Genomic DNA, 25,347 nt, shown 5'->3' with positions numbered 1-25,347 from the left:
GTGGAATGGATGCCCGGGCTGAGGATTAATCTGAGTCCGGGCATCTGTCGTTAAACAAAGATGAAAACAGTATATCTGAACGGCGAATTCATTGCGGAAGAGCAGGCGACGGTATCGGTATTTGACCGGGGTTTTCTGTTTGGCGATAGTGTCTATGAAGTGATTCCGTTCTATCGGGGACAAGGATTCCGGTTGAATGAGCACCTGCACCGACTGGAGTACAGTCTGCGTGCGATTCAGATTGCAGTCGAACATGACTGGATAGCGATCTTAACCCGCCTGGTTGAGTTGAATGGTGGCGGCAATCTGTCGGTCTACCTGCAGATCAGCCGGGGCAACTCCGGTAACCGCAGTCATGTCTATGATGCAGAGATGACGCCAACGGTGTTTGCCTGCTGTAGCCCGATCAAAGATATATACAGCGCGGGGCCTGAGTCGGTTGTGGGTGTCCGGGCGATCGTGACTGCAGACCTGCGCTGGGGCCGTTGTGATATCAAAAGCACGGGGCTGCTGCCGAATATACTGGTGATGCAACAGGCGCGGCAGGCGGGTGTAGAGGAAGCGCTGATGATTCGCGATGGCCTGCTGACCGAAGGCGCCTCCTGTAATCTGATGCTAGTGGATAAAGGCGTGATCTACACGCCCAAACGCGGCTCAGAGATTCTCGGAGGGACGACCCGCGCACTGATACTGGAGCTGGCGGCAGAGAATGGTATCCCTACCCAGGAGGTGGATATCGATTATGACCGTCTGATGTCTGCCGATGAAGTCTGGATCAGTAGCTCTACCCGGGCGGTGGTTCCGGTACTGGAAATTGATGGTCAGCCGGTGGCTGACGGTAACAAAGGGCCTTTATGGGCCAGAATGTTTGAACTGTTTACCCGTTATCAAAATAATCTGATGAACGGCTGAGCAATCGAGAGATAGTTATGGCGCAGCAAACTGAGCAAGAAGCACCGAAGATTGAATTCCCCTGTCCGGATTACCCTATAAAGGTGATTGGTCGGGACGGGCCGGATTTTCAGGAAGTTGTGATTGACGTAGTCCGTATACATGTACCTGATCTGGATATTACTAAGATCGAGATTCAGGCCAGCAGTAAAGGAACATTTACTTCGATCCGTATGAAAATCACAGCGACCGGGCATGATCAGCTGAAAGCTTTACATGAGGATCTTCTCAGCACCGGCCGTGTGCAGATGGTGATGTGATGGCTCTGGCTGAGCAGTCGCCGTTGTCGCAACAGATAGTGGTCCGTGATCTGGGGTTGGTGGAATATCTGCCCACCTGGCAGGCGATGCAGGATTTCACTGCATCCCGGGATCAGGATAGTGTTGATGAGGTCTGGATACTGGAACATCATCCGGTATTTACTCAGGGCCATGCTGGCGATGCAGAGCATCTGCTGGGTACCGGTGATATCCCTGTTGTTCAGGTTGATCGTGGTGGTCAGGTGACCTATCACGGGCCGGGACAGCTGGTGGTCTATCTGCTGCTCAATCTGCGGCGGAAAAAGTTTGGCGTTAAAGAGCTGGTTGCGCGGATGGAAGCCTGCATTGTGGAGTTGCTGGCAGAATATGGCGTTGAAGCCTACGCGAGACCGGATGCCCCCGGTGTTTATGTTAATGAAGCAAAAATCTGCTCGCTGGGATTGCGGGTGCGAAAAGGCTGTTCGTTTCACGGACTGGCCTTTAATCTGGATATGGATCTTGAACCTTTTAACCGTATTAACCCCTGTGGTTATGCCGGTATGGCAGTTACCCGATTGAAAAACCTGGTCGAGACGCTCGACAGGGAATCCGTTAAGGATTCACTTACAGAAATACTGGTGAAAAGACTCGAGTATAGCGAGCGCACCAATGCTAATTCGTTGGAAGGTACAGATGTCTGAAAATAGTGAAAATGTGCAAGCGGCCGTGGCAACTGAAAAACGACCGCAGCGTGCTGAAGCTGGCGTAAAGCTTCGCGGCGCTGAAAAAGTATCCCGTATCCCGGTTAAGGTAATTCCCACTGAGCGGGATCAGATCCTGCGTAAGCCGGAGTGGCTAAGGGTTTCGCTGGGAACATCCCCTAAAGTTCAGGGTATAAAAAACAAACTGCGTAAACATAAACTTGCCTCCGTTTGTGAAGAGGCCAGCTGCCCGAATCTGGGTGAATGCTTTAGCCACGGTACGGCGACTTTCATGATTATGGGGGATATCTGTACCCGTCGTTGTCCATTCTGCGATGTCGCCCATGGTCGTCCGAAGCCGTTGCCTGAAAATGAACCGGTTGAACTGGCTGAAGCGATTGCTGATATGGGGCTGCGTTACGTGGTAATTACGTCGGTAGACCGTGACGATTTGCGGGACGGTGGCGCCGAGCACTTTGCCCGCTGTATCACCGAAACCCGTAAGGCGGTTCCCTCGATTCAGGTTGAAACGCTGGTGCCTGATTTCCGTGGTCGCATGGATATTGCACTGGATGTGCTGCAACAAACGCCGCCGGATGTGTTTAACCACAATATGGAAACTGTCCCACGACTCTACCGTAAGGTTCGTCCTGGCGCTGATTATCAGTGGTCATTAGAGTTGCTGCAGAAATATAAGCAGCGCTGCCCTGATGTCCGGACTAAGTCGGGCCTGATGGTGGGGGTAGGGGAAACCAAAGAGGAGATCTTTGAGGTGTTGAAAGATCTGCGTGCCCATGATGTGGATATGCTGACCATCGGACAGTATCTGCAGCCAAGCCGCGATCATCTTCCGGTTGACCGCTATGTTACCCCGGAGGAGTTTGATGAGTATGCACAGGTGGCAAAAGAGCTGGGTTTCTCACAGGTCGCCAGTGGGCCGCTGGTGCGCTCATCCTATCATGCCGATCTGCAGGCTAAGGGTGAAACAATCAGCTGATGCGGCGCGCACACCTGCTTAAACTGCTGCTGTCGGTGGTGATTCTGGTCATCACCCTGGCGGTGGTGGAGTACAAAATCGGCTGGTATAGCCTGCTGACCTCGTGGCAGGGGTTCTCTGCGGGGACACTGGCTCTGCTGGCGATACTGTCGCTCAGCAGTAATGCATTACGGGCGTTGCGGATCAAAATCAGTTTTGAGCTGCCTGCGGCCCGTTATCCGAAGATGTTTTATCTCAGCACCAATCACAACTTACTCAATAATCTTCTACCGATGCGCACTGGTGAGGTGGCTTTTCCGGTACTGATTAAACGCTATTTTGGTATTGGGCTGATGAGTTCATCCTCTCATCTGTTGCTCTATCGTCTGTTGGATCTGATCGCGCTGTTATCCATTGCCGGTATCCTGGCAGTGTGGCAGTTTAACTCCCTTGCGGCAGTGGGCCTGGCATTGATCACGGTAACCGGTTTACTGCTGTTTGACCGGGTTAAGCGTCTGGTGGTCTGGCTGCTGGGGCGTTTCAGTAGCCCGAAATTGACAAAGCTGGCGCAGACGCTTGCTGTGTTGCCGACCCGTGGAGGACATTATGGCGCGATTGTGCTGACCACCTATGCGGTGTGGCTGACGAAACTGCTGGCGTTTCTGGGGGTGGTGATGCAACTGTCTCAGTTAACCCTGGTTCAGGCGGTTACCAGTGTTGCAGTAGCAGATCTCTCCTCTATTCTGCCGATCCATGGGGTGGCCGGTTCGGGCACTTTCGAGGCTGCCTTCGTGCTGGCTGGTAAGTTCTATGCGATCGATACCTCTACACTGCTTAAGGTGGCGGTACAGCTGCACCTGTTTCTGTTGTTGATGTCTTTTGTTGCCTTTGCATTAGGCTGGCTGGTGGCCAACGTTTTCTGCCGGGAAACATCTTTGCAGGCAGAAACCGAATAGGCGGGAAAGAACCGCTGTGAAGGGGCGGGTGCCGTTCGGATTCGCCTTGTGTCATAGGGCTTTACCTTCATATCAAAAGGGCTTTGTGATAGAGTCCGCTTACTATTTTTTGTGACCTGAATCCGGATAATTTATGAAATCATTATCGATCGTCGTACCGATGTATAAAGAAGAGGATTGTGTATTTCCGCTGGTCGAGCGGGTACATGAGTGCCTCAGTGATTATGCCGGTAAGTGGGAGCTTATCTGCGTCGATGATGGTAGTCCGGACAACACTGTTACACGTCTTTATGAGGCTCAGGAACAGTGGGGTGATCACCTGCGGGTGGTTGAACTGCAGCGTAACTTTGGTCAGACTGCCGCGATGCAGGCGGGTATTGATGCAGCCCGCGGCGAAATTATCGTCACTATGGATGGCGATTTGCAAAACGATCCAGCCGATATTCAGCGGATGATCGTTGAGATGGAAGAGCGTGACCTGGATATGCTGCAGGGCTGGCGCAAGCAACGGGAAGATGAGTCGACCCGTAAGTTCTTCTCCCGTCAGGCAAATCGCCTGATTGCCAAGGTTACCAGCGTGCGTCTGCATGACTATGGCTGCAGTTTGAAAGTTTATCGTGCCAGTGTCATCAAGCAGGTCCGCCTGTTTGGTGAGATGCACCGTTTTATCCCCGTCTGGGTGGCCTCTGTAACGAAGCCTTCACGGATTGGTGAAACGGTGGTTGACCACCATGCCCGCCAGTTTGGCGAGTCAAAATACGGTTTGTCACGCACCTTCCGGGTTATTTTGGATCTGTTGGTGGTGTTCTTCTTCCTTAAATTCAAAGCCCGTCCGGGGCACTTTTTTGGTTATCTGGGACTGGGAATGGGGGTGCTGGGTTCATTGATTATGACCTGGCTGATGGGCGTTAAGCTGTTCCTCGGTGAAGATATCGGAAGCCGGCCACTGTTTATGATCGGTATTTTCCTGCTGGTGGTTTCGCTGCAGTTTATCACTACCGGTGTACTGGCCGAGATGATGTCACGGATCTTCTTTGAAACCTCCAATACCCGTGGGTATACCCTGCGGGAGAAACTTAATGAGGATCAGGAGGGGCGCTGGTATGCTCCACAGCCTGACGTAATGGACGAGACCAGTGCGCATGACGCCGACTCTGCGCCAAAGTAATCTTTTTCATTACGGCCTGCTGTTTGCCGCACTCTTTCTGGCGTTCTTCTGGAATATCTGGGGCTTCCCTCTTTTCGATCTTGATGAGGGAGCCTTTTCTGAAGCTACCCGGGAGATGCTGGCCAACCGTAATTTTGCCGCCACCTATCTGGATGGCGAACCCCGTTACGATAAGCCGATTCTGAGCTACTGGTTTCAGGCCCTCAGTGTTTCGCTGTTTGACCTGAGCGAGTTCTCCCTGCGTCTTCCCTCAGCGATAGCCGCCAGTTGCTGGATGCTGGTGTGCTACCGCTTTGCCCATCAGCAATGGAACCGGACAACCGCGCTTTATACCGTGCTGATCATGGCCAATACGCTGTGGATCGGGATTATTGGTAAGGCAGCCATTGCCGATGCCTGGCTTAACCTGTTCCTTACCCTGACGCTGCTGGATATGTGGCGTCACTGGCAGAATCCCGGACGTGCAATCCTGCTGCGGGTCTATCTTTGGATGGCGCTGGGGTTGTTGGCGAAAGGTCCGGTGGCGGTGCTGGTGCCACTTTTGGTGAGCGGTATCTTTTACATCGTTCAGGGTGAGTGGCGTCGCTGGCTGGCAGCGATCTTCTACCTGCCAGGCTGGGCGCTGCTATTAGTTATCCTGACCCCCTGGCTATGGCTGGTCTATCAGGATCAGGGGATTGGATTCTTTCAGGGCTTTCTGCTGGATCACAACCTCAAACGCTTCAGTGATACCCGGGAAGGTCATGGCGGTAGCATCGGCTATTACCTGCTTGCACTGCCGCTGGTGTTGTTACCGTTCAGTTCGGCCCTGTTTACCCTGCTGCGTAATCTGCGTGAGTTGTGTAAGGACTTACTTACGCTGTATCTCATTATATGGTTGGGTGTGGTCTTTGTGCTGGTCTCATTTTCCGGTACTCAGCTGCCGCACTATGTGGTCTACGGCATCAGTGGACTACTGATGCTGTTTGCCCATTATCGCGAGCGCCTGTTCTGCGCCTGGGGGCTGGTGTTTCCGTTGCTGTTTTTTGTCCTGATGCTGGCATTACCCTGGATTCTGGAATCTGCTGCGGGCAGTAGTCGGAAGCTTTATGAACAGGAGATGCTCGCGCGGGTCTGGGAAGTGACAGGGCTGCCCTACATGCTGGCCAGTGTCGTGGCATTGTTGTTAACGCTGCTGCTGATATTCAGTTCAAGGCTGGAAAAACCGGCTAAGTTTGTGGCTATCGGCTTTATTCAGACACTGTTTGTGTTTACCTTCTTTATCCAGATAGTGGCCGGATTGCAGCAACAACCGGTTCAGGAAGCTGCTGCTATCGCCCGGGGGCTGAGCGATAAGTCTGTGATCGCCTATGGAGTGCACAGGCCTACTTTCAGTGTTTACCGGGATGCAATTACACCGCAAGACCGCTCGCCTGAAGCGGGCGAGGTGATCTTTACGGATGCAGATAATCTGCTCAAATTGCAGCAGCGAAACCCTGATGCGGTATTCGACCTGTTGTACAGTAAAGGCGGTATCAGACTGGTGGAGTGGCGTGATGCAAAACCTGCTGTCGCAAATTAAAGCGTGCTTTATCGTGGCGGACCTGCCCGCCCGGCTGGACGCTTCCCGGCAGCGTTTCGACGATCAGTATGACTCTCAGGCGCTGAAGCGGTTAATGCAGCTGGCTTTGGTGTTTCTGGGTGTGGCACTGTTGCTCTGGCTGGTTGCCGGATATCATGGCGCGTTCCATCTGTTGAATCAGATGACTCCTCTTTTACCTGCAACGTTCTGGCAGATCGTTACATTTATGGGGGATACCACCTTTGTTCTGACACTGGCGTTATTTGTTGCCCGGCGTAAGCCCGAACTGCTCTGGGTGCTTTTTATTACAGCGATATACGGCACACTGGCAACCCATGGTCTGAAAACACTGTTCGACGCTGAACGGCCTCCCGTAGCACTACCCGCCGGTGATTATAATCTGGTGGGTAACGCGCTCAGAAACGGCAGTTTTCCCTCAGGACACTCCTTCACCGCCTTTGCGTTTGTCTCGCTGGCCTATTACTTCTTCAATAACCGGCCGCTGCGCTGGGGGCTACTGTTGTTAGGTGGCCTGGTTGGCCTGAGCCGGGTGATGGTTGCGGCGCACTGGCCTGTGGATGTTCTGGTGGGTGGCGCGCTGGGTATGCTGATCACTGTCGCCGCAGTAAAAACGGCACGCTTGTCCTTAACAGGCTTCCGCTGGCCAATGCACCTGTTTATTCTGTTCCTGCTAGTGGTGGCGGCGTTGATGATTATGTTCGGACACAGTGGTGGTTATCCACAGGCGCAGCTGTTTGCGAAAGTAATCGCTTTTGCCGCGTTGCTGGTGTTCGTATCCGAGTATTTCCTGCCTGCACGTAAGCCCCCGGTTTCCTGACGCTTAGCGCTATTAAACTTCCTTTACAGAGCGTTTTAGCCTTTATCTTAGGCCGGCGCTTGTGCATAATATCTATATTAGATTTTTCTTATATAGTATTGGTTTAAGGTGATTATTATGTCAGCCAACAAAGTTATCTCTGTTTCGACTTCCATGAACGCCGGCTGTCAGGTGCATGCGGATATTCGTGGACACAAAGTCATTATCGATCAGCCAACGCAGGCGGGCGGCACCGATGAAGGTCCGACCCCGTTGGAATTCTTCCTTTTTTCGTTGGGCGGTTGTATCGCCAGCATCGCCCGTATCGCGGCCACTCAGCAGAAAATAGAGATGCGCTCTATCGATATCGATGTGGATGGCACTATGAATCCAGCCGGACTGCTGGGCAGGCCGACAGAGGACCGGGTTGGATTCCAGACCATTACCGTCAGTGCAAAGATTGACGCCGACCTGAGTGAAGCGGAAAAACAAAAGTTCTTCGAAGAGGTCTGCCACCGCTGCCCGCTGGATGACAATATAGCGCTGGAAACGAAAGTTACGCATTCTTTGATTCAGTAGCTAGCCGTAAAACTTCGTTTTACTTGCTAGAATAAGTGAAAAATAAGATGGTCACAAAAGGCTGACGATTAACACATCAGCCTTTTTTGTTTAAGAATTGAGTCCGCGGGTTATAGTCAGCTTTGGCCAGAAGCGGGCATTGGTATCCAAACGGTTAGGATGGGTAGTTGAAGGTTAGGTTCTAATCCTGTTGATCGAGGGGGGCGGGTCCCTTCAGAGGCACAAAACTCGCTTGGTGTTCACGAGAAAGTGTAATGGCACAGTGCCGCTATAGCTCAGTTGCTAGAGCTGCTCACCTGTAATCAGTGGATTCTTAGCTCGACTCTTGGTGGCGGCACCATTTCTTTTTAAACCCCTCGCATTTCAACTGCTTGTCTCAGGAGGAGCTGCGACTCTGTTGAGTTATTAGCTCACTAAATCATTTCAGGAAAGGCATGAATCTCATCTTGTATCTCTCCTGATTCTGATAGATTGAGTTTTTCTTTAATGCTCTGTGTTTCTCTATATTCTCTTGCTTCGGCTGTTTCGATGAATTCAATATTGTTTTTACCAATAACTGCCACCCGGTCTTTGATTTCATCCAAACTAACCTCAAAAAACTCTTTACGATTGTTGACCATATTCACACGCTTGTTAGTGAAGGAGTGATGTAGTGATTTTTCTAGAGCTGGGGCATCATCTGAATAAATCATAACGTGGACATCAAAAAGGAATGGAACGCTTGCGTCTCCAAGTTCTTTTACTCGATCTAGAGGTTCTAGTCGGCGAGTCATACCTATTTTGTAGACATGTTTACCGAATGAGCCAATATTAGAAATAACGTAGACATGCCCTGACCGGGTCTGTTGAGCCATAGACTTTGCTCTTTCTGCTTTTTCATGTGCAGCGGTAAGTTCTTTATCTAGTTCTGCTATCTTTGCTTGAAGGGCTTCTAGTTGACCCCCTGCTGAGCTTTCAGCATCTAATCGAGCTTTCGTTAGTAGCTTTTCATATTTTAATTCTTCTTTAACTGTATTCTCTAGCTCTTTCTGTAGCGCAACTTCCTCTCTCATTTGTCTTTTTATTTCTGCCTGTTCTTCTTTCTCATCCTGTTTTTTAACTTGGTATTCATAGGCTAACCGAAGCTCATCTAACTTTAGCTTTAGATAGTTTTGGTTTATTTCAACTTGATTGGTTTGATTTAATTTATTGATAGCATCGAAGGCTTTTTGAATACGTATTTCTAGTCTGGCTATGTTTTTCCATGTAACGCTTGTCACCGCAGCTTCGCATTCATTGTTGAATGCTCTTAGAGCAAGTCGGATTATTCGATCAGTGAATTTCTTACCTTCAGCAACGCTGTTTCCAACTCTCCACTCAGTATCACATGTGACAGCTGATTTTTTTCGGACCATATCTTTTTGTTTACTTCTGATCGTGTCGATCTTTCCTTTGTATTGTTCAGAGGTATCAAAGTCAAAATGAGGCTCATAGAAACCTAGCTCGGCAACTTCGATTTGATCATTGTAAATGGCTGCTTTCTTAACAAGCTCGTCAAAGATAGTTTTTTTGTTTTTATAATCTTTTCGTAATTGGTCTATTAAAATATCGAAGCGTTCCTTAGTTTTCTTTGCTTCGGCTACGTATTGATCAGCTTTTTGATGCTGCACCACTACATAGCTATCTGCCGACTGGTGCTGATTTTTGACGTACTCATCAGCATTGATGAGTTTTGAGTATTTTTGTTTGTATTTCTTGAGGAGATCGATCAGCTTTTTATTTTCTTTAGTCCGTACTTCTAATATTTTTGACGCTTTTTCTAATTCTCGCTTAAGGCTTTTTTGATTTTTTACTAAGACCAAGAGAATCAATATTACAATGATGATAGAGGCAATTGCCCCAAGTAAAATAGGGTCCATTTGAGAAGTCCTTTTATGCAGTGTCCGTTTGCTGAGCGTTCACTGTAAATCCTGGTTGGTTGGTTGTCCACGATAGACTGGTCGATTCACCCCTTCTCTTTCTCTTGAATGATTGTAATTGCTTTGGTCGTCTCTAGAAGAGTTGTGTCTCTGTTGAGCAGTCGTATTAGTTTCTTTTTAATTGCTGGCTATCCATCTGAGCAAAGGTATCCTATGTGAGGCCTGCTTTGTGTCGTAAGTGGATATAAAAGGTAGCTTTATTTTGGCGAGATAATTCAGCGTCAATTAATATATCGCGGCAAGATGCCGCTCCTACTTGTCTTTTAAATGTTTTACTAGCAAGGAAAACGAAGTTTTCCGTCTAGCCACTAGCAGCCGCGAAGCGGCGTTCTAGCGAGCTGAACGTGTTCAGCGGTCTGCTCTTAGACTGTAAAGGTGATCGACGATTGCTGCTGCCTGTTGCTCTGTCAGGTTAGAAAATGCTGGCATATCTGGTAGTGACGGATCACCCTGATGGATCAGTAGTATTATCTGGTCTTTCTGTAAGCGGGTTAGCCTGTTTGCAGGAATCCCTTTCAGGAAGTTGCCGCTGCCATCACTTTTATGACAGGTCTCGCAGTAGAGGGAGTAAAGTTCTTTGCCATCCGTTGAGTCGGTTTGAGGGGTACTGTCAGAGCAGCCACTCAGCAATAGTGCAAATACAGCGGATAAAATAGCTGATGAACTGTTTTTCACATTTAGCTTCCCTAATCAGAGTCCGTTCTGAGTATCGCCTATACGCACAAGATAGATCAACAGGCTAAATATAATCAGGCTCAAGCAAGAACGTTTGCTCTTTCGTCTGGGCACTAGCAGTCGCGCAGCTAGCCGTTCAGCGGTTTAAATGAAGCTCTACACCGGCAAGCTGGAGGGTGATGCCGGTCAGCGTTAGCCAGGGGTCCCCGAGGGCGCCTTTGATCTGTGCGTCGGCCTCTGCGCAGCGGCTGAGCATGTTGCTCAGTGTGTCGGCTGAAAATCGATTGGCGGCGTTGCGCATCTGATTTTTCCGGTTGCCCCAGATCCGTTCTCGCTGACAAATAGTGTCTAACGGGGTGCCTTTTTGCAGGCCGTTCTGGATAGCGATCAGCGAGCGAATCTCCCGGGTGATCGCCCAGAGTGCGACAGATGCTTCGGTGCCTTCCTGCCTGAGGACCTCGATAATTTTACTGCAGCGGGGTATCTGTTGCTGGATGGCCGCTTCTGTCAGGCCATAGATGTCGTAGCGGGAGCTGTCGGAGACACTGTCCATTACCATCTCTGCGGTGACCGTCTGTCCGGCATAGAGCAGATTGAGTTTATCCAGTTCCTGCTTCGCCGCCAGAAGATTGCCTTCGATCCGCTCACAGAGTAACTGAACGGCATCATTGTCCAGGGTCAGGCCGATCTGATGCGCCCGGTTATTGATCCAGCCGGGAAGTTGTTGCAGCTCCACCGGCCATATTTCGACAATAATCCCCTGTTGATCAATCGCTTTGAACCAGGCGCTTCTCTTTGCCGTACCGTCGAGTTTATTGGCAATAATCAGCAGTACATTGTCTTCGGCGGGGCGTTTCAGGTATTCCTGAAGAATATCGCTGGCCTGTTTGTTGGGCTTATGACCACTCAACCGCAGTTCAATGATTTTCTGCTCGGCAAACAGCGACAGGGCGTTGGCGCACTCGAGCAGGTATTCCCACTTGAACCCGCCCTCGACATGGAGTGTTTCCCGCTCGGTGAAACCGATTGAGTTGAGGTGTTGGCGCAGCAGATCGCAGCTCTCTTCGATGAGCAGCGTTTCGTCGCCGGTGATCAGATAAACCGGAGCCGGTTGCGGCCCGAGTTTGTTAGCAAGCTGCTCCGGTTTTATCTTCATAGTGGTCTAAGGTGTCGCAGGTTTCAGATTGGCGTAGAAGCGCAGAATCTGGTTGGCCAGTTGCTGATCCATTTCGATATAGAGCTGCTGTTCCTGAGCGCTGCTCGCGGTCTCTTTATCGGCATCGTAATCATAGGTGCGTTCGGCAAGGATCTTGCGTTGCAGAACAGGGTTGCCCTGCGGATCTGTCACTTCGAAGCTGACCTTGGTGGTCAGCTCGTACTCATCGATATCCGCATTCGCCCCCAGCGTTGCCTCGCGGCGGCTGCGGGACTCTGAGATGATCTGTAACAGATAGCCAGAGCCGCTGTTCAGGGTTACCCCGTTTGCTTCCAGTTGCCGGCGCAGTACCGGTTCAAGCTGACTGCGGGATCGTTCGGGGGTAATCAGCGTTAGCTGCCGAAGTGGCTCGGCAATGTCCGCACTGCCGCGCAGGTGAAATCCACAGGCAGGCAGCAGCAGGCAACATACCAGCAGCAATAGTGTGGCCGAAAAGCGATTCTGGCAGCGCGTCATCCTGGACCCCTTAACCAACAACAATGTTGACGAGTTTATTCGGCACTACAATCTGTTTACGGATTGTTTTACCATCCATGTGGCGCTGTACTCCCTCATCTGCAAGGGCTGTATGCAGCACAATACTCTCATCGGAATCGGCCGGGAGGGTGATCTTGCCCCGCACTTTGCCGTTGACCTGAACCACCATCTGGACATTGGCCAGGGTCATTGCGGCTTCGTCGACAACCGGCCATGGTGCATCCAGCAGATTGCTGCTGTTCCCCAGGTCTGTCCACAGCTGATGAGTGATATGCGGCACAATCGGAGCCAGCAACTGTACTGCTGCGGTCAGTGCTTCGCGAGCCACTGCGCGACCCTGATCACTGGCGTCAACGAAGCGGCTGATTGCGTTGCTCAGTTCCATCACTGCGGCGATTGCGGTGTTGAAAGTCTGACGACGCTCAATATCGTCGGAAACCTTTTTGATCGTTTCGTGTGTTTTGCGGCGCAGTTCTTTCTGGCGCTCATCCAGGCTGTCCGGATCAAGTGCAACGATCTCACCGGGATACTGGAGATGATCATAAACCAGTTTCCAGAGTCGACGCAGGAAGCGATGGGCGCCTTCAACGCCGGAGTCTGACCACTCCAGAGATTGCTCGGGTGGTGCGGCAAACATCATAAACAGACGCACCGTATCGGCGCCGTATTTGTCGATCATCACCTGCGGATCGATACCGTTGTTCTTCGACTTGGACATCTTGCCCATGCCGGCAGACTCAACCGGTTCACCGTCAGCCATAAGGATTGCCTTGGTCACGCGGCCTTTTTCATCCCGCTCAACCTTGACTTCCGTGGGTGAGATCCAGATCTTGCCGCCATTCTCGTCTTCACGGTAGTAGGTGTCAGCCAGTACCATACCCTGGCACAGCAGGCGTTCGAATGGTTCATCGGAGTTGACCAGCCCTTCGTCTCGCATCAGCTTGTGGAAGAAACGGGAGTAAAGCAGGTGGAGTATTGCGTGTTCGATACCGCCGATATACTGGTTAACCGGCAGCCAGTAATTTGCTGCTTCCGGTTCCAGCATAGAGTCTGCATTCCGGCAGGCGTAGCGGGCGTAATACCAGGAAGACTCCATGAAGGTATCGAAGGTATCGGTTTCCCGTTCGGCATCGGCACCACACTGAGGGCAGCTGGTTTTCTTAAAGCTATCCATCTTTTTGATGGGAGAGCCGACGCCATCAAAGGTTACATCGACGGGCAGTACCACCGGTAACTGATCTTCCGGTACAGGTACAGCGCCACAGCTGTCACAGTTGATGACCGGAATCGGTGTGCCCCAGTAACGCTGCCGGGATACACCCCAGTCCCGCAGGCGATAGTTGATGGTGATTTTGCCCTTGCCTTTGCTCTGCAGCTCGGACGCGATTGCTTTGAATGCAACCTCAAAATCCAGTTCATCAAAATTGCCGGAGTTCACCAGCACCCCTTTGTCGGTGAAGGCTTCCTCATCGAGATTGATCGGGGTGTTGTCATCTGCCGGGCGGATAACCTGTTTGATTGGCAGCGCGTATTTTTTAGCGAACTCGTAATCCCGCTGATCGTGCGCCGGAACAGACATTACCGCGCCAGAACCGTATTCCATCAATACGAAATTGGCCGTCCAGACCGGAACCTTCTGACCGGTCAGTGGGTGAGTCGCTTCAATACCCAGTGCAAAGCCTTTTTTCTCCATGGTGGCCATATCCGCTTCGGCCACTTTCATGTTTTTGCATTCATTGATGAAGGCGGTCAGCTCTGCGTTACCGGCTGCTGCCTGCTGTACCAGCGGATGACCGGGGGCAACTGCAACATAGGTCACACCCAGCAGTGTGTCAGGGCGGGTGGTGAACACGTCGAGTTCGCCAAAGCCATCGACATGAAAACTGACCTCCACGCCTTCGGAACGGCCGATCCAGTTGCGCTGCATCGTGCGGACCTGTTCCGGCCACTCACTCAGCTTATCCAGATCATTGAGCAACTCGTCGGCATAATCGGTGATTTTCAGGAACCACTGAGGAATCTTCTTGCGCTCAACCAGCGCGCCAGAGCGCCAGCCGCGGCCATCGATAACCTGTTCATTGGCCAGTACGGTCTGATCGACCGGGTCCCAGTTGACCTCAGAATCTTTCTTGTAGACCAGCCCTTTTTCCATCAGGCGGGTGAAGAACCACTGCTCCCAGCGATAATATGACGGGTGGCAGGTGGCAACCTCGCGGCTCCAGTCATAGCCAAAGCCCATCTGATCCAGTTGGTTACGCATGTAATCGATGTTTTCATAGGTCCAGCTGGCAGGCGGGACCTTATTTTTCAGAGCCGCGTTTTCCGCTGGCAAGCCGAACGCATCCCACCCCATCGGTTGCAGAACGTTTTTGCCCTGCATTCGCTGGTAGCGTGAAACCACATCGCCAATAGTGTAGTTACGTACATGCCCCATATGCAGCCGACCACTCGGGTAGGGGAACATAGACAGGCAGTAGAACTTCTCCCTGGACAGGTCTTCAGTGGCTTTGAAGCTTTCGTTGTCGATCCAGTGTTGCTGGACTTCAGGTTCTATATGCTGTGGTTTATATTGTTCGTTCATTTTGACTCTGATGGTAAAAACCGGCGGATGTTTGGTGCCGGTCAATGGAATGTTTTGTCTGTGGCGCATAGGATACAATATATGCAATGCTACATATAGTTTTTAGTCGGCTTTGGAGATGGATATGAGCAACAATAGCAATGGTAAAGATCGTAGTGCTCAATATGATCGGGTGCTAAGCCGGTTGCGTAAGGATCTGGAATCTGCAGAACACCGTTCCTGGGATTATCTGCAGGATAAAATTGAGGAGGCTGTTGAGCTGGAGTTAGCGGCCGAAGAGATGACCCGGGATGAGATGGATCTGCTCAGTGCCTATCTTAAAAGGGACCTGAAGCAGCTGGGTTATTATGCCCACGAGACCGGCGAGGGGATCGCCGCCTGGCTTCATTTTGATCTGAATGTGCTGGAACAGACCGTCGCGCGGCAACTGATGGATCTGGCAGATCGCACCCGTATCGGTATCACTGAGCTTGAACAGCGCCTGGCGGAAGGAGAGGATCACTATGCCGCCGGAGATACAGCAGCGGCAGGCACCTTTGTCTGCGTTGCCTGTGGCGAACAGGTGACCAATACCCATACCGCCCGCCTGAAAGTGTGCCCGAAGTGTGGCTCAGAAACCTTTACGCGACTCTCGGCTCCCTGGAGCGCTGACAAGACCGAACAGTAACATCAGTGCTGTCACGACCTGCAATGGCTTGATTCCCCATTCCTGATAGGGCGTCAGGCCAGCCATCCGCTGAACTTCACCGCGCATTACCGCTTGTTCATATTGGGGCACTGTGGCGCTGATTTTGCCATCAGGGCCGACCAGCGCACTGATACCATTGTTGGTTGACCGAATCAGCCAGCGGCCGGTTTCCAGTGCCCGCATCCGGGCGATCTGCAGATGTTGTGCCGGGGCACTTGAGTGACCAAACCAGGTGTCATTGCTAACGGTGAGTAACAGATCGCTGCTCAGACTTTGTTGTCTCACCAGTTCTGGATAAGCGATCTCATAACAAATAAATGGTGCAATCCGGCTGCCCGACGCATGCAGCAGTGGCTGATCCGGTGATCCCAGACTGAACTCTGACATCGGCAGATCAAAGAAGTCGATGATGCCGCGCAGTTGCTGTTCCAGTGGCACATACTCGCCGAAAGGTACCAGCCTTTGTTTATCGTAGTTGCCAATGCCGCCGGCAAACAGGGTCAGGCTGTTGGTATAGCGTTTTCCCTTCGGTTGCTCCGGATCGGTATAAACCGTTGGTATGCCGCTAATCATCGAGGTGCCACTTTTTTCCAGCTGCTCAGTAAACGGGGTAAGGATTACTCTGGCCCTCTGATAGAAGGTTGGAATGGCGGTTTCTGGCCAGATCAGCAGGTCTGCTTTTTCGCTGCCCTGACTCAGGTCGACATAGGTTTGCAGAATATATTCAAGTTCGCCGCGCTGCCACTTTTGCTGTTGTGGAATGTTGGCCTGGACCGCCATGACGCTGATCGGCTCACCGATGGGAGATGTCCAGCTTTGTGGTATCTTATTTTGCTGGATCGCAATCAGAGGCAGCCCGATTATCAACAGGATGGTGGCTGCCTGCAGCGGGTATTTTAAACGCTTTAAAAAGGTCACCAGCAGGGTGCTGGTCAGAACCACGTAGAGGCTGAGTAGCCAGACGCCCCCCAGCGGCGCAAACATTGCCAGGGGCGTATCGATCAGGCCGTAGCCGAGATAGAGCCAGGGAAAGCCGGTAAACAGCCAGCTTCGCAACCACTCAAACAGTATCCAGAGGGCGCTGAACCCCACTACATTGCGGAAAAAACGGGTGTAGACCCATCCCTGCAGGGCAAACAGAAGCGCCAGTGCGGCGACAAACAGGGCGGTCATTGAGCCCGCCAGTAAGGCGGAGGCGCTGCTGTGCTCATGGATGCTGACAAATACCCAGGACACCCCGGTGCCAAAGAATCCAAGGCCATAACACCAACCAAGCCAGGCGCCTGCCCGGGAGGTGCAGTTGTGTAACAGTATAAACAGCAGGGCAACCGATACGCCGCCCAGATACCAGTAGTCAAACGGCGCCAGTGACAGGGGAGCGATTGCACCGGCAATGATGCAAAGAATTACCCGCCAGAGTATGAACGGTGTGGGGTTATTCATCAGTAATCAACAGGTGCTGACCGGATAACCTGAAGCAACCGGATTCGCCGGTTGTCTGCACTAAGCACCTTGAATGTAAATGCATCAATTTCCACAGTCTCGTCCTTGCGTGGCAGATGGCCAAATTTCTGTGTTACCAATCCGCCAATCGTATCAAATTCGTCATCAGGCATACCGATATCGAAAAACTCATTAAAATCTTCGATCGGTGTCAGCGCTTTGACAATGTAGCCATTATCATCAAAGGGTTTAATATTGCCTTCATCGTCTTCGACATCATGCTCATCTTCAATCTGCCCTACAATCTGCTCCAGTACATCCTCGATGGTGATAACACCGGATACCCCGGCATATTCATCTACAACGATAGCCATGTGATTACGGGTGGCGCGAAACTCTTTCAGCAGTACGTTGAGGCGTTTACTTTCCGGGATGAACGTGGCTTTGCGGACATGCTGCCTGATATCAAAGTTTTCCAGATTGTTTTCGTCGAGAATCAGCGATAGCAGATCTTTCGCGAGTAAGACCCCGAGGATATCATCCGGGTTTTCACCAATGACCGGAAAGCGGGAGTGGGCTGAAGAGATAATAATCGGCAGGAACTCTTTGGGCGTCTGGTCGGCTTCAACCACTACCATCTGTGAGCGTGGAATCATGACGTCCCTGACCTGCTGGTCGGCTACCTGCATCGCCCCTTCGATAATGCTGAACGCTTCCTGATCGAGCACGTTTTCATCGGTGGCGTCTTTCAGATCTGCCAGCAGGTCTTCACGGGTTTTGGGTTCATCAGAAAAGATCTGGGTGAGCTTACCCAGCCAGGATTTCTGCGTGCCATTTCCCGATCGATCTTCGCTCATGTGGTACTCCGTTTCTTCGGCATCTTGCTTATTCAGTTAACAGGTAGGGGTCAGGGATGCCCAGACTGGCAAGGATTTCCTTTTCCAGCTGCTCCATCTCTTCCGCATCATCGTTATTTATATGGTCGAATCCAAGCAGATGCAATACCCCGTGTACCACCATGTGGCACCAGTGATGGAATAATGGCTTGTTTTGTTCGTGGGCTTCTCTGGCAACCACCTCTGCGCATACCACCAGGTCGCCCAGAAGATCCAGCTCTATTCCATCAGGCATTTCAAAAGGAAAGGATAAAACGTTGGTGGCACTATCCTTGCCCCGGTACTGGTGATTGAGTTCCCGGCTTTCCTCAGGGGAGACAATGCGGATGGAGAGTTCAGCTGCGTCAAGGCGCCCCTTGAGGGCGCTAGTGACCCATTCGGTCAGTTGTGCTTCAGAGGGAAGATTTTCATCGTCTATCTGGCACTGACGGTCAACAAAGTAGCTCATTTTCTGTCCTGTTGCGGATCCTGACGCTGTTCGTATTCATCATAGGCTTCGACAATATGGCCTACCAATGGGTGACGTACCACGTCTTTGGCGGTAAAGCGGGTAAAGCCGATCCCTTTGACCTCCTTGAGTACTTCACTGGCATGGATCAGGCCGGAACGGACTCCTTTGGGCAGGTCGATCTGAGTGGTGTCACCGGTAATCACGGCGGTAGAACCAAACCCGATCCGGGTGAGAAACATCTTCATCTGCTCACGGGTGGTGTTCTGGCTTTCATCGAGAATAACGAAAGAGCCGTTGAGGGTGCGGCCACGCATATACGCCAAGGGCGCGACTTCGATCACATTGCGTTCGATCAGCTTACTGACCCGCTCAATTCCCAGCATCTCATAGAGTGCGTCGTACAGAGGACGCAGGTAAGGGTCAACCTTCTGGCTCAGATCGCCGGGCAGGAAGCCTAGTTTTTCACCGGCTTCAACGGCGGGGCGGACCAGCAGGATACGGCTGACCTCTTCGCGCTCCAGTGCTTCGCAGGCACAGGCAACGGCCAGATAGGTTTTGCCGGTACCGGCCGGGCCGATACCGAAATTGATATCGTGGGTCAGGATTGAACGAACATATCCCTGCTGATTGGGGCCGCGGGGGCGGATCAGGGTTTTGCGGGTCTGGATGGTGATATCTGCTTGATACACCGCTGCTGTGGGTTCACCGCCGGTCAGCTGTTCAACGCCGGATTGTTGCAGGAGCAGGTGTATCTGATCCGGAGTGATCTGCTCCCCCTGTTGGGCATCTTCGTAGAGCTGTTCCAGCATCTTGGCTCCGGCACGGACGACGTTTGATCGGCCTGCCAGTTTGAAGCTGTTACCCCGGTTGCTGATCTCTATGCCGAGTCGTTGTTCAATCAGACGCAGATGCTCATCGAGCTGGCCGCACAGGTTGGAGAGGTGTTGCGGATTATCCGGCTCCAGTGTGAGCTGAATGGTTTGCGCTGTGTTCAAAAACGAATCCTTTAATAGAGAGATACTGTTTAGTTTAGCAGGATACCGGACTGCCCTGATGACAGTCGCTTTAAATTATGCCCCGGCCTGATCCAGTTCGGAACCGACCAGCTCACCCAGCAGCGAATTGCTGTAGGCTTCGACGATACGGACATCAGCAAAATGACCGATCTGGTCAGGGTTCTCGCAACGGAAGTTAACCACCCGGTTATTCTCGGTGCGACCCTGTAGCATCCCCGGATCTTTGCGTGAGTAATCGGTCACCAGAATTCGTTGCACCGAATCGACCATCCGGCGGCTGATCTGCATCGCTTGCTGGCTGATGCGCTGTTGCAGAATATTCAGACGCTGCTTCTTGGTCTCTTCTGAAACGTCATCGGGCAGGTCCGCAGCAGGGGTTCCCGGACGACGGCTGTAGATAAAGCTGTAAGAGTTATCAAAGCCGATCTCAGCAATCAGGTTCATAGTCGCTTCGAAATCGGCATCGCTTTCCCCCGGGAAACCCACAATAAAGTCGGACGACAGGGTAATGTCAGGCCGGGCGGCGCGGATTTTACGAATCAGTGACTTGTATTCCAGCGCCATATGGCCGCGCTTCATCGCCATCAGAATCCGGTCAGAACCACTCTGCACCGGCAGGTGCAGGAAGCTCACCAGTTCAGGCACTTCACGGTAAACATCCACCAGGCTATCGGTGAACTCGACCGGATGGGAGGTGGTGAAACGAATACGATCGATACCGTCGATAGCTGCCACGCAGCGGATCAGCTCCGCCAGGTCAGCACTGTCGCCATCATGAGTTGCGCCCTGGTAAGCATTTACGTTCTGGCCCAGCAGGTGGATCTCCCGCACCCCTTGCTCTGACAGCTCAACCGCTTCGGTAATGATGTCATCCAGTGGGCGGCTGACCTCCTCACCGCGGGTGTAGGGGACAACGCAGAAGGTACAGTATTTACTACAGCCCTCCATCACCGAAACAAAGGCTTCAGCGCCTTCAACCCGGGGCGCTGGCAGGTGATCAAATTTCTCGATCTCGGGGAAGCTGATATCGACAATGCCTTTCTTCTGGTTGCCGGCGTTCGTGAGGTCGATCATCTCCGGCAGGCGGTGTAGCGTTTGCGGACCGAAGATCATATCCACGTATGGCGCGCGCTTGAGAATCGCATCACCTTCCTGTGACGCAACACAACCGCCGACGCCAATCTTCAGGTCGGGGTTCTTCGCTTTCAGTTTGCGCCAGCGTCCCAGTTGATGGAATACTTTTTCCTGCGCTTTTTCGCGAATGGAACAGGTGTTCAGGAGCAGCACATCCGCCTCGTCCTGATTATCGGTTAACTCAAGTTCATGGCTTTCGCCCAGCAGATCCGCCATGCGTGAGGAATCGTACTCGTTCATCTGGCAACCGTGGGTTTTAATGAATAGCTTTTTGGCCATTGCACACCTGTTCTACATTTTGGAGAAATTAAAAGGGCGGGAATTATACTTTATGGCAATCCGGCTGCATAGTTTTTAACCGCATCGGAAATGACTTGTAATCAGCTAAAGCGTCCCCATAATAACCGCAGTTAACCCTTTTGAGTGCAGTGAATCATGGCCAGTGACCCGATCTACCGGATAAAATTTCTTAATCAGAACGAGATCTATGAGATCTACGCTCATAATGTTTATCAAAGTGATTTATGGGGCTTTCTGGAAGTAGAAAACATCGTTTTTGGTAATCAGGGTTCGATGGTTGTTGATCCTTCCGAAGAAAAGCTTAAAAAACAGTTTGAAGATGTTGAACGCAGCTATATTCCGATGCAGGCGATCATCCGCATCGATGAAGTGAAGCATGAAGGACCGGCAAAAATTACGGAAGTTAAGGGGACGGTTACCCCGTTTCCGGTGATGCCGCCGAGAAACTGATCCCGCCTTTAGCCTGTTAAAGCGATTGTCAGAACCGATCGCTCAGAACCGATAACATGCGCCAAGCCGATGAGGCTTGGCGCATTTTTTGTATCTGGCGCTGGGTGGACCGTAATTGTTAGCCGCCGGGCTCCCCGCCATAAAACCCCGCTTCAATCAGCACCCTGTTGCCGGGACCAACATAATCAGAATCCACCAGGCGCTGTGTCGCTTGAGACGGTAAAGATTAAAAAGGCTAGCCCGGCGATCACCACTCATGTGATCAGCGCCGATACCAGCGAACAAAGTCAGAACGTCTATCGGCCAATGCGTCCCTGACATGAAAACAGGATCTGCTTCAGTGTTAACGGCGTGGCGATATCTGATGGGGGTTCTCATACCGCCTGGGGTGAAGCGTAGACATTTGTATCCATTGTGAAATTTCTTTTTTATCTGAACATTTCACTGACCCTGAACCGGGTAAATTATTCTGGCGTATTCGTAGCGTTCGGTTATGTGCGTATCGTCTAATAGCGGGCCTTAAAATAGCGAAATAGAATGAAAGATCAAGTCGTCGGGTTGAGGCATGTCACAGTTTGGCGGGCTGATTTTCTGAGTGATCAATCTGTATCGGTAAATTGCAGTTTGAATATGCAGAGTGAGTAGTTAAGACTCAATATTATTAATGAATTAGGGTACATTGTTGACAGAGCTTTCAATCAGCCAGCATATATAAGAGAACGCAGCCGCTGTATGTCGTCAAACCTACAACTTGCCAAAGCACCGCAAAGTCGCCTTTCGGATCTGTTTTGCACACATATATTACCCGGTCTGGCTTACCTGTTGCTGGCTCAGGTTTCGGTAGGCTTGCTATCGATCCCTCCAAGCGATGCCTCCGCAGTGTGGCCGGCGGCGGGCGTTTCGATCGCCGCGATTCTGCTGCGGGGATATCGCGCCTGTTTCGGTCTGTTTATCGCGTTGATGGCGTTCTATGCAACCAGCTGGCTGGATACCGACACGACAACAGGGCTGCTACGCTCGCTTGTGCTGATGTCTTTACTCAGTATGGCAGCCATTCTGGAAGCCGCCGGCGCGGTCTGGCTGACTCACCGGCTTTTGGGAGGCATGCCTGATCTGATTGATGATAAGCAGATAACGCTTTTTCTGCTGATCATCGGGCCTCTGGCTTCGCTTATGTCGAGCCTGATGGCGATCATTTCACTGCTGTTATTTGACGTTATCAGCGGGCAACAATTTTTTATCAGCTGGCTGACCTGGTGGATTGGTGACAGCATCGGTGCCATTGTGGTTGCACCGATGTTGCTGGCTCTGTTTGCCAACCGGCAGAGTACTTTATTTACCCGAAAGTGGTCGATCGTCCTACCGATGGGGGGCTTGCTGATAGTTATTGTTGTCCTGTTTTCGATAACCAAAAACTATGAGTCACAAGAACGAACCCTGAAGTTTAATCAGCAGGCGGAGCAGTTGCATTCCAATATGGAGGCACGCTTAGATAGCGGTATCGAGGTGCTTTACTCATTACGCAGTCTGTTTCTGAGCAGCTCGTCCATCAGCAGAACCAATTTTTACAGTTTTACGCAGCATATGCTGCAACGTTATCCTGAAATACAGGCGCTGGAGTGGATTCCCCGGATTGCTAACGATAACCGGTCTGAGTATGAGCGTTCTGCCGCTGCCCCTATGCGCATCGTGGAGCGGGGTGAAGATGGCGCCATGCTAACGGCACCCGAGAATGACGTTTACTATCCGGTCACCTACGTCGAGCCACTGGCAGTCAATCAGCGGGCGTATGGTTTTAACGTGATTAGCAATCCGCTGGCGATGGAAGCTCTGCAGCGGGCACGCAGGCAAAACAATGTAGCCTTTACCGCCCCGATCAGATTGATTCAGGAGGCGGGAGAACAAAAAGGTATTGTTGCCTATCTGCAGGTAAATCATGGGGGCGTTGATCGGGGACTGTCTGAAGAAGGGGTGGTTGCGGCGGTTTACCGGGTGGGTGACTTTATGAATTACGTGCTGAGTGAACGCACCGATCTGGCAGAGCAGATCGCCGTTGAGGCCTTTGATGTGACGGGTACAGAGCAGCAGATATACGCTTCCGGTTTAAATCATAAGAATGGTTATGAGTCGCTGATCTGGACTAAAGAGTATTTATCTGGCGGCCGGGTGTATCGCTTTGAGTATCAGGCAAAACCTGAGTTTTTTGTGCATTTTTCTCAGTGGAGCAGCTGGATTGTTCTATTAGGCGGGATGTTATTTGCCGCCCTGCTTGATGGCTGGTTGCTCTCCCTTACCGGTCGTACGTTGCGTATCAGTCAACTGGTAAAAGAGAAAACGGCTTCGTTGCAGTATGAAGTTGAAGAGCGTGGCAGGGCAGAACAGGCACTGGTTAAAGTATCCAAAGCGGTAGAGTTCAGTCCGAATATGGTGCTGATTACGCTTCCGGATGGAGAGATTGAGTATTCCAGCCCTAAGTTTACCGAAGAAACCGGGTTTGTTCCTGAGGACGTTGTGGGACAGGGTCTTCATATGCTTCATTTTGCCCGGGAGGAGTCGGTCTCTTATAGTGATATATGGCCTGAACTGGTCAAACAGCCAAACTGGCGTGGCGAGATTGCTAACCGGAAAAAGTCAGGAGGGCATTACTGGGCGCAGGTTAATATTGCCCCTATCTATGATTGTCACGGGGTGCTGACAAACTATGTGGTCACCCTACAGGATATTACCGAAAACCGGCTGATTTCTGAGCAGATCAGCTACCATGCCAGCCATGATCAGTTGACCGGACTGATTAACCGGCGTGAGTTTGAAATACGCCTGCAAACTCTGTTTCAGACGCAGCGTCAGCCCGGCTGTCAGCATGCTTTCTGCTTCCTCGATCTGGATCAGTTTAAAGTCGTTAATGATACCTGCGGTCATGTGGCGGGTGATGAACTATTGCGGCAGGTTTCCTCATTGCTGCAGAGCCGGGTAAGGTCTAACGATACTCTTGCCCGCCTGGGGGGAGATGAGTTCGGTATTCTGCTGCAGAACTGCCCCCTCGAAAAAGCTGAGATTGTCGCTGAAAGTGTCCGGGATGCCATTGCCGACTTTAAGTTTTGCTGGGAGCAACAGGCGTTCAATATCGGGGTCAGTATCGGCGTGGTGGCTATTAATGAGCACTCAGCTAATTTAACTGAAATTCTCAAACAGGCGGACTCTGCCTGCTATACCGCCAAGGATGCTGGGCGTAACCGGGTGCATCTCTACACTCAGGAGAACGAGATGCTGGCCCGCCGTGAAGGTGAGATGCACTGGGTCTCAGAGATTAATGCTGCGCTCGAGGAAAATCGTTTCATACTCTATGGCCAGGTGATTGTACCGTTACAAAACCCGCTGCTGAAGCCCGATGTGGAGCTGCTGCTACGAATGAAAGACCGCGAGGGTAATATCGTTCCCCCGGGGGCTTTTTTGCCTGCGGCAGAACGCTATCAACTAGCCGGGCGTATTGATGAGTGGGTGGTCAGTAACGCCTTTCAGTGGCTGGATCGTAACTTTACCCAGTTCAGTCAGTATTTTGGCTGTTGTGGCATTAACCTTTCGGGTGGCAGCCTGGGCGATCCGCGTATTAAAGAGGCCATCATTAAGCATCTGGAAAGCTCTTCGCTATTGCCATACAAGGTGAAGTTTGAGATTACTGAAACCTCGGCTATCGCTAACCTTGTTGAAGCCCAGCGGTTTATTACCGCGCTGAAGGCCTACGGTTGTCAGTTTTCACTGGATGATTTTGGTAGCGGTCTCTCATCCTTTGCCTACCTGAAAAATCTGCCGGTGGATAATCTCAAGATTGACGGCCTGTTTGTGAAAGGGATTCTGGAGGATGAGCTGGATCTGGCGATGGTTAAGTCGATCAATGATATCGGTCATGTCATGGGCAAAACCACCATTGCTGAATTTGTTGAGAATGATGAGGTATGCGAGATGCTGCGCGAGATCGGCGTCGACTATGGGCAGGGCTACGGGCTGGGTCTGCCTGTGCCTCTGGATACGCTGTTACAACAGGTTAGCGGAAAGGATGACCGCTAAGCAGGGAGGCTAACCTGCCTGGCCCGCCTGGCTGAAAGGCCGCGATAAT

Annotated in this window: 22 protein-coding genes and 1 tRNA gene; 13 read left to right on the top strand and 10 right to left on the bottom strand. The window is 51.5% G+C overall.

Going from position 1 to position 25,347, the window contains the following annotated elements; translation table 11 throughout:
• The first annotated feature begins 60 nt into the window (after positions 1–60).
• The 10 genes from KDX31_16910 (at position 61) to KDX31_16865 (ending at position 8,288) form a co-directional block, all read left to right on the top strand.
• Entirely contained in the window at positions 61–912 is an 852-nt protein-coding gene (locus tag KDX31_16910; protein ID UTW02988.1) for an aminotransferase class IV, read from the top strand.
• A 17-nt stretch (positions 913–929) separates the two neighbouring features.
• Positions 930–1,211 carry a DUF493 domain-containing protein gene (locus KDX31_16905; protein UTW02987.1) on the top strand — a complete coding sequence of 94 codons (282 nt, stop codon included), beginning with the start codon at positions 930–932 and terminating at the stop codon, positions 1,209–1,211.
• Positions 1,211–1,891 (top strand): lipoyl(octanoyl) transferase LipB, encoded by a 681-nt coding sequence (gene lipB / locus KDX31_16900; protein ID UTW02986.1) that lies wholly within the window; start codon positions 1,211–1,213, stop codon positions 1,889–1,891. The genes KDX31_16905 and lipB overlap by 1 nt, the downstream gene beginning before the upstream one ends.
• Complete coding sequence (gene lipA / locus KDX31_16895; protein ID UTW02985.1) at positions 1,884–2,888, top strand: lipoyl synthase; 1,005 nt, start codon at positions 1,884–1,886, stop codon at positions 2,886–2,888. The genes lipB and lipA overlap by 8 nt, the downstream gene beginning before the upstream one ends.
• Complete coding sequence (locus KDX31_16890) at positions 2,888–3,823, top strand: flippase-like domain-containing protein (protein UTW02984.1); 936 nt, start codon at positions 2,888–2,890, stop codon at positions 3,821–3,823. Before lipA ends, KDX31_16890 begins: the two co-directional genes overlap by 1 nt.
• 133 nt (positions 3,824–3,956) lie before the next feature.
• Positions 3,957–4,991 carry a glycosyltransferase family 2 protein gene (locus KDX31_16885; GenBank protein UTW02983.1) on the top strand — a complete coding sequence of 345 codons (1,035 nt, stop codon included), beginning with the start codon at positions 3,957–3,959 and terminating at the stop codon, positions 4,989–4,991.
• Positions 4,966–6,552 carry a glycosyltransferase family 39 protein gene (locus KDX31_16880; GenBank protein ID UTW02982.1) on the top strand — a complete coding sequence of 529 codons (1,587 nt, stop codon included), beginning with the start codon at positions 4,966–4,968 and terminating at the stop codon, positions 6,550–6,552. Before KDX31_16885 ends, KDX31_16880 begins: the two co-directional genes overlap by 26 nt.
• Positions 6,527–7,390 carry a phosphatase PAP2 family protein gene (locus tag KDX31_16875; protein UTW02981.1) on the top strand — a complete coding sequence of 288 codons (864 nt, stop codon included), beginning with the start codon at positions 6,527–6,529 and terminating at the stop codon, positions 7,388–7,390. The genes KDX31_16880 and KDX31_16875 overlap by 26 nt, the downstream gene beginning before the upstream one ends.
• A gap of 117 nt (positions 7,391–7,507) precedes the next feature.
• Complete coding sequence (locus KDX31_16870; protein UTW02980.1) at positions 7,508–7,948, top strand: OsmC family protein; 441 nt, start codon at positions 7,508–7,510, stop codon at positions 7,946–7,948.
• A gap of 264 nt (positions 7,949–8,212) precedes the next feature.
• A tRNA-Thr gene (locus KDX31_16865) sits at positions 8,213–8,288 on the top strand.
• Positions 8,289–8,361: 73 nt separating this feature from the next.
• Here KDX31_16865 and KDX31_16860 read toward each other — a convergent pair.
• From KDX31_16860 to leuS, 5 genes are all read right to left on the bottom strand, one after another.
• Entirely contained in the window at positions 8,362–9,846 is a 1,485-nt protein-coding gene (locus tag KDX31_16860) for a DUF4041 domain-containing protein (protein ID UTW02979.1), read from the bottom strand.
• Positions 9,847–10,254: 408 nt separating this feature from the next.
• The gene (locus KDX31_16855) at positions 10,255–10,581 is read right to left on the bottom strand and encodes a cytochrome c (protein UTW02978.1); all 327 of its coding nucleotides are present in this window, start codon (positions 10,579–10,581) and stop codon (positions 10,255–10,257) included.
• A gap of 136 nt (positions 10,582–10,717) precedes the next feature.
• The gene (locus KDX31_16850) at positions 10,718–11,737 is read right to left on the bottom strand and encodes a DNA polymerase III subunit delta (protein ID UTW02977.1); all 1,020 of its coding nucleotides are present in this window, start codon (positions 11,735–11,737) and stop codon (positions 10,718–10,720) included.
• A 6-nt stretch (positions 11,738–11,743) separates the two neighbouring features.
• Positions 11,744–12,253 (bottom strand): hypothetical protein, encoded by a 510-nt coding sequence (locus KDX31_16845; GenBank protein UTW02976.1) that lies wholly within the window; start codon positions 12,251–12,253, stop codon positions 11,744–11,746.
• Positions 12,254–12,263: 10 nt separating this feature from the next.
• A complete protein-coding gene (leuS, locus tag KDX31_16840) occupies positions 12,264–14,855 on the bottom strand; it encodes a leucine--tRNA ligase (protein ID UTW02975.1) in 2,592 nt (863 codons plus the stop codon).
• A gap of 124 nt (positions 14,856–14,979) precedes the next feature.
• Between leuS and KDX31_16835 the strand changes: the two genes are divergently transcribed.
• Positions 14,980–15,522, top strand: a complete 543-nt coding sequence (locus tag KDX31_16835; protein UTW02974.1) for a metalloendopeptidase — start codon at positions 14,980–14,982, stop codon at positions 15,520–15,522.
• Here KDX31_16835 and lnt read toward each other — a convergent pair.
• From lnt to miaB, 5 genes are all read right to left on the bottom strand, one after another.
• Positions 15,466–16,986 carry an apolipoprotein N-acyltransferase gene (gene lnt, locus KDX31_16830; GenBank protein UTW02973.1) on the bottom strand — a complete coding sequence of 507 codons (1,521 nt, stop codon included), beginning with the start codon at positions 16,984–16,986 and terminating at the stop codon, positions 15,466–15,468. The two genes, KDX31_16835 and lnt, sit on opposite strands and share 57 nt — an antisense overlap.
• Positions 16,986–17,843 carry a CBS domain-containing protein gene (locus KDX31_16825; protein UTW02972.1) on the bottom strand — a complete coding sequence of 286 codons (858 nt, stop codon included), beginning with the start codon at positions 17,841–17,843 and terminating at the stop codon, positions 16,986–16,988. The genes lnt and KDX31_16825 overlap by 1 nt, the downstream gene beginning before the upstream one ends.
• Positions 17,844–17,871: 28 nt before the next feature.
• On the bottom strand, positions 17,872–18,330 hold the full coding sequence (gene ybeY, locus KDX31_16820; protein UTW02971.1) for an rRNA maturation RNase YbeY: 459 nt from the start codon (positions 18,328–18,330) through the stop codon (positions 17,872–17,874).
• Positions 18,327–19,328, bottom strand: coding sequence for a PhoH family protein (locus KDX31_16815; protein UTW02970.1), 1,002 nt, complete (start codon positions 19,326–19,328; stop codon positions 18,327–18,329). Before KDX31_16815 ends, ybeY begins: the two co-directional genes overlap by 4 nt.
• Before the next feature lie 75 nt (positions 19,329–19,403).
• The gene (gene miaB, locus KDX31_16810; protein ID UTW02969.1) at positions 19,404–20,762 is read right to left on the bottom strand and encodes a tRNA (N6-isopentenyl adenosine(37)-C2)-methylthiotransferase MiaB; all 1,359 of its coding nucleotides are present in this window, start codon (positions 20,760–20,762) and stop codon (positions 19,404–19,406) included.
• A gap of 156 nt (positions 20,763–20,918) precedes the next feature.
• On the opposite strand from miaB, the gene KDX31_16805 reads away from it, so the two are divergent.
• Both KDX31_16805 and KDX31_16800 read left to right on the top strand, forming a co-directional pair.
• A complete protein-coding gene (locus tag KDX31_16805; GenBank protein UTW02968.1) occupies positions 20,919–21,233 on the top strand; it encodes a DUF1820 family protein in 315 nt (104 codons plus the stop codon).
• A 732-nt stretch (positions 21,234–21,965) separates the two neighbouring features.
• Positions 21,966–25,298 carry an EAL domain-containing protein gene (locus KDX31_16800; protein ID UTW02967.1) on the top strand — a complete coding sequence of 1,111 codons (3,333 nt, stop codon included), beginning with the start codon at positions 21,966–21,968 and terminating at the stop codon, positions 25,296–25,298.
• The last annotated feature ends 49 nt before the right edge of the window (positions 25,299–25,347 follow it).

The sequence above is a fragment of the Amphritea atlantica genome (assembly GCA_024397875.1).
Lineage (GTDB): Bacteria > Pseudomonadota > Gammaproteobacteria > Pseudomonadales > Balneatricaceae > Amphritea > Amphritea atlantica_B.
The sequence above is the reverse complement of the archived record's forward strand: the minus strand, read 5'-3'. Positions and strand labels throughout refer to the sequence as shown.

Excerpts from the sequence above, each read along its gene's own strand:
- KDX31_16870 (UTW02980.1), top strand. The coding sequence starts at position 7,508 with ATGTCAGCCAACAAAGTTATCTCTGTTTCGACTTCCATGAACGCCGGC.
- ybeY (UTW02971.1), bottom strand. The coding sequence starts at position 18,330 with ATGAGCTACTTTGTTGACCGTCAGTGCCAGATAGACGATGAAAATCTT.
- KDX31_16905 (UTW02987.1), top strand. The coding sequence starts at position 930 with ATGGCGCAGCAAACTGAGCAAGAAGCACCGAAGATTGAATTCCCCTGT.
- KDX31_16860 (UTW02979.1), bottom strand. The coding sequence starts at position 9,846 with ATGGACCCTATTTTACTTGGGGCAATTGCCTCTATCATCATTGTAATA.
- KDX31_16910 (UTW02988.1), top strand. The coding sequence starts at position 61 with ATGAAAACAGTATATCTGAACGGCGAATTCATTGCGGAAGAGCAGGCG.
- leuS (UTW02975.1), bottom strand. The coding sequence starts at position 14,855 with ATGAACGAACAATATAAACCACAGCATATAGAACCTGAAGTCCAGCAA.
- KDX31_16880 (UTW02982.1), top strand. The coding sequence starts at position 4,966 with ATGACGCCGACTCTGCGCCAAAGTAATCTTTTTCATTACGGCCTGCTG.
- KDX31_16890 (UTW02984.1), top strand. The coding sequence starts at position 2,888 with ATGCGGCGCGCACACCTGCTTAAACTGCTGCTGTCGGTGGTGATTCTG.
- KDX31_16850 (UTW02977.1), bottom strand. The coding sequence starts at position 11,737 with ATGAAGATAAAACCGGAGCAGCTTGCTAACAAACTCGGGCCGCAACCG.
- KDX31_16835 (UTW02974.1), top strand. The coding sequence starts at position 14,980 with ATGAGCAACAATAGCAATGGTAAAGATCGTAGTGCTCAATATGATCGG.
- KDX31_16875 (UTW02981.1), top strand. The coding sequence starts at position 6,527 with ATGCAAAACCTGCTGTCGCAAATTAAAGCGTGCTTTATCGTGGCGGAC.
- KDX31_16845 (UTW02976.1), bottom strand. The coding sequence starts at position 12,253 with ATGACGCGCTGCCAGAATCGCTTTTCGGCCACACTATTGCTGCTGGTA.
- lnt (UTW02973.1), bottom strand. The coding sequence starts at position 16,986 with ATGAATAACCCCACACCGTTCATACTCTGGCGGGTAATTCTTTGCATC.
- KDX31_16885 (UTW02983.1), top strand. The coding sequence starts at position 3,957 with ATGAAATCATTATCGATCGTCGTACCGATGTATAAAGAAGAGGATTGT.
- lipB (UTW02986.1), top strand. The coding sequence starts at position 1,211 with ATGGCTCTGGCTGAGCAGTCGCCGTTGTCGCAACAGATAGTGGTCCGT.
- lipA (UTW02985.1), top strand. The coding sequence starts at position 1,884 with ATGTCTGAAAATAGTGAAAATGTGCAAGCGGCCGTGGCAACTGAAAAA.
- KDX31_16805 (UTW02968.1), top strand. The coding sequence starts at position 20,919 with ATGGCCAGTGACCCGATCTACCGGATAAAATTTCTTAATCAGAACGAG.
- KDX31_16800 (UTW02967.1), top strand. The coding sequence starts at position 21,966 with ATGTCGTCAAACCTACAACTTGCCAAAGCACCGCAAAGTCGCCTTTCG.
- miaB (UTW02969.1), bottom strand. The coding sequence starts at position 20,762 with ATGGCCAAAAAGCTATTCATTAAAACCCACGGTTGCCAGATGAACGAG.
- KDX31_16825 (UTW02972.1), bottom strand. The coding sequence starts at position 17,843 with ATGAGCGAAGATCGATCGGGAAATGGCACGCAGAAATCCTGGCTGGGT.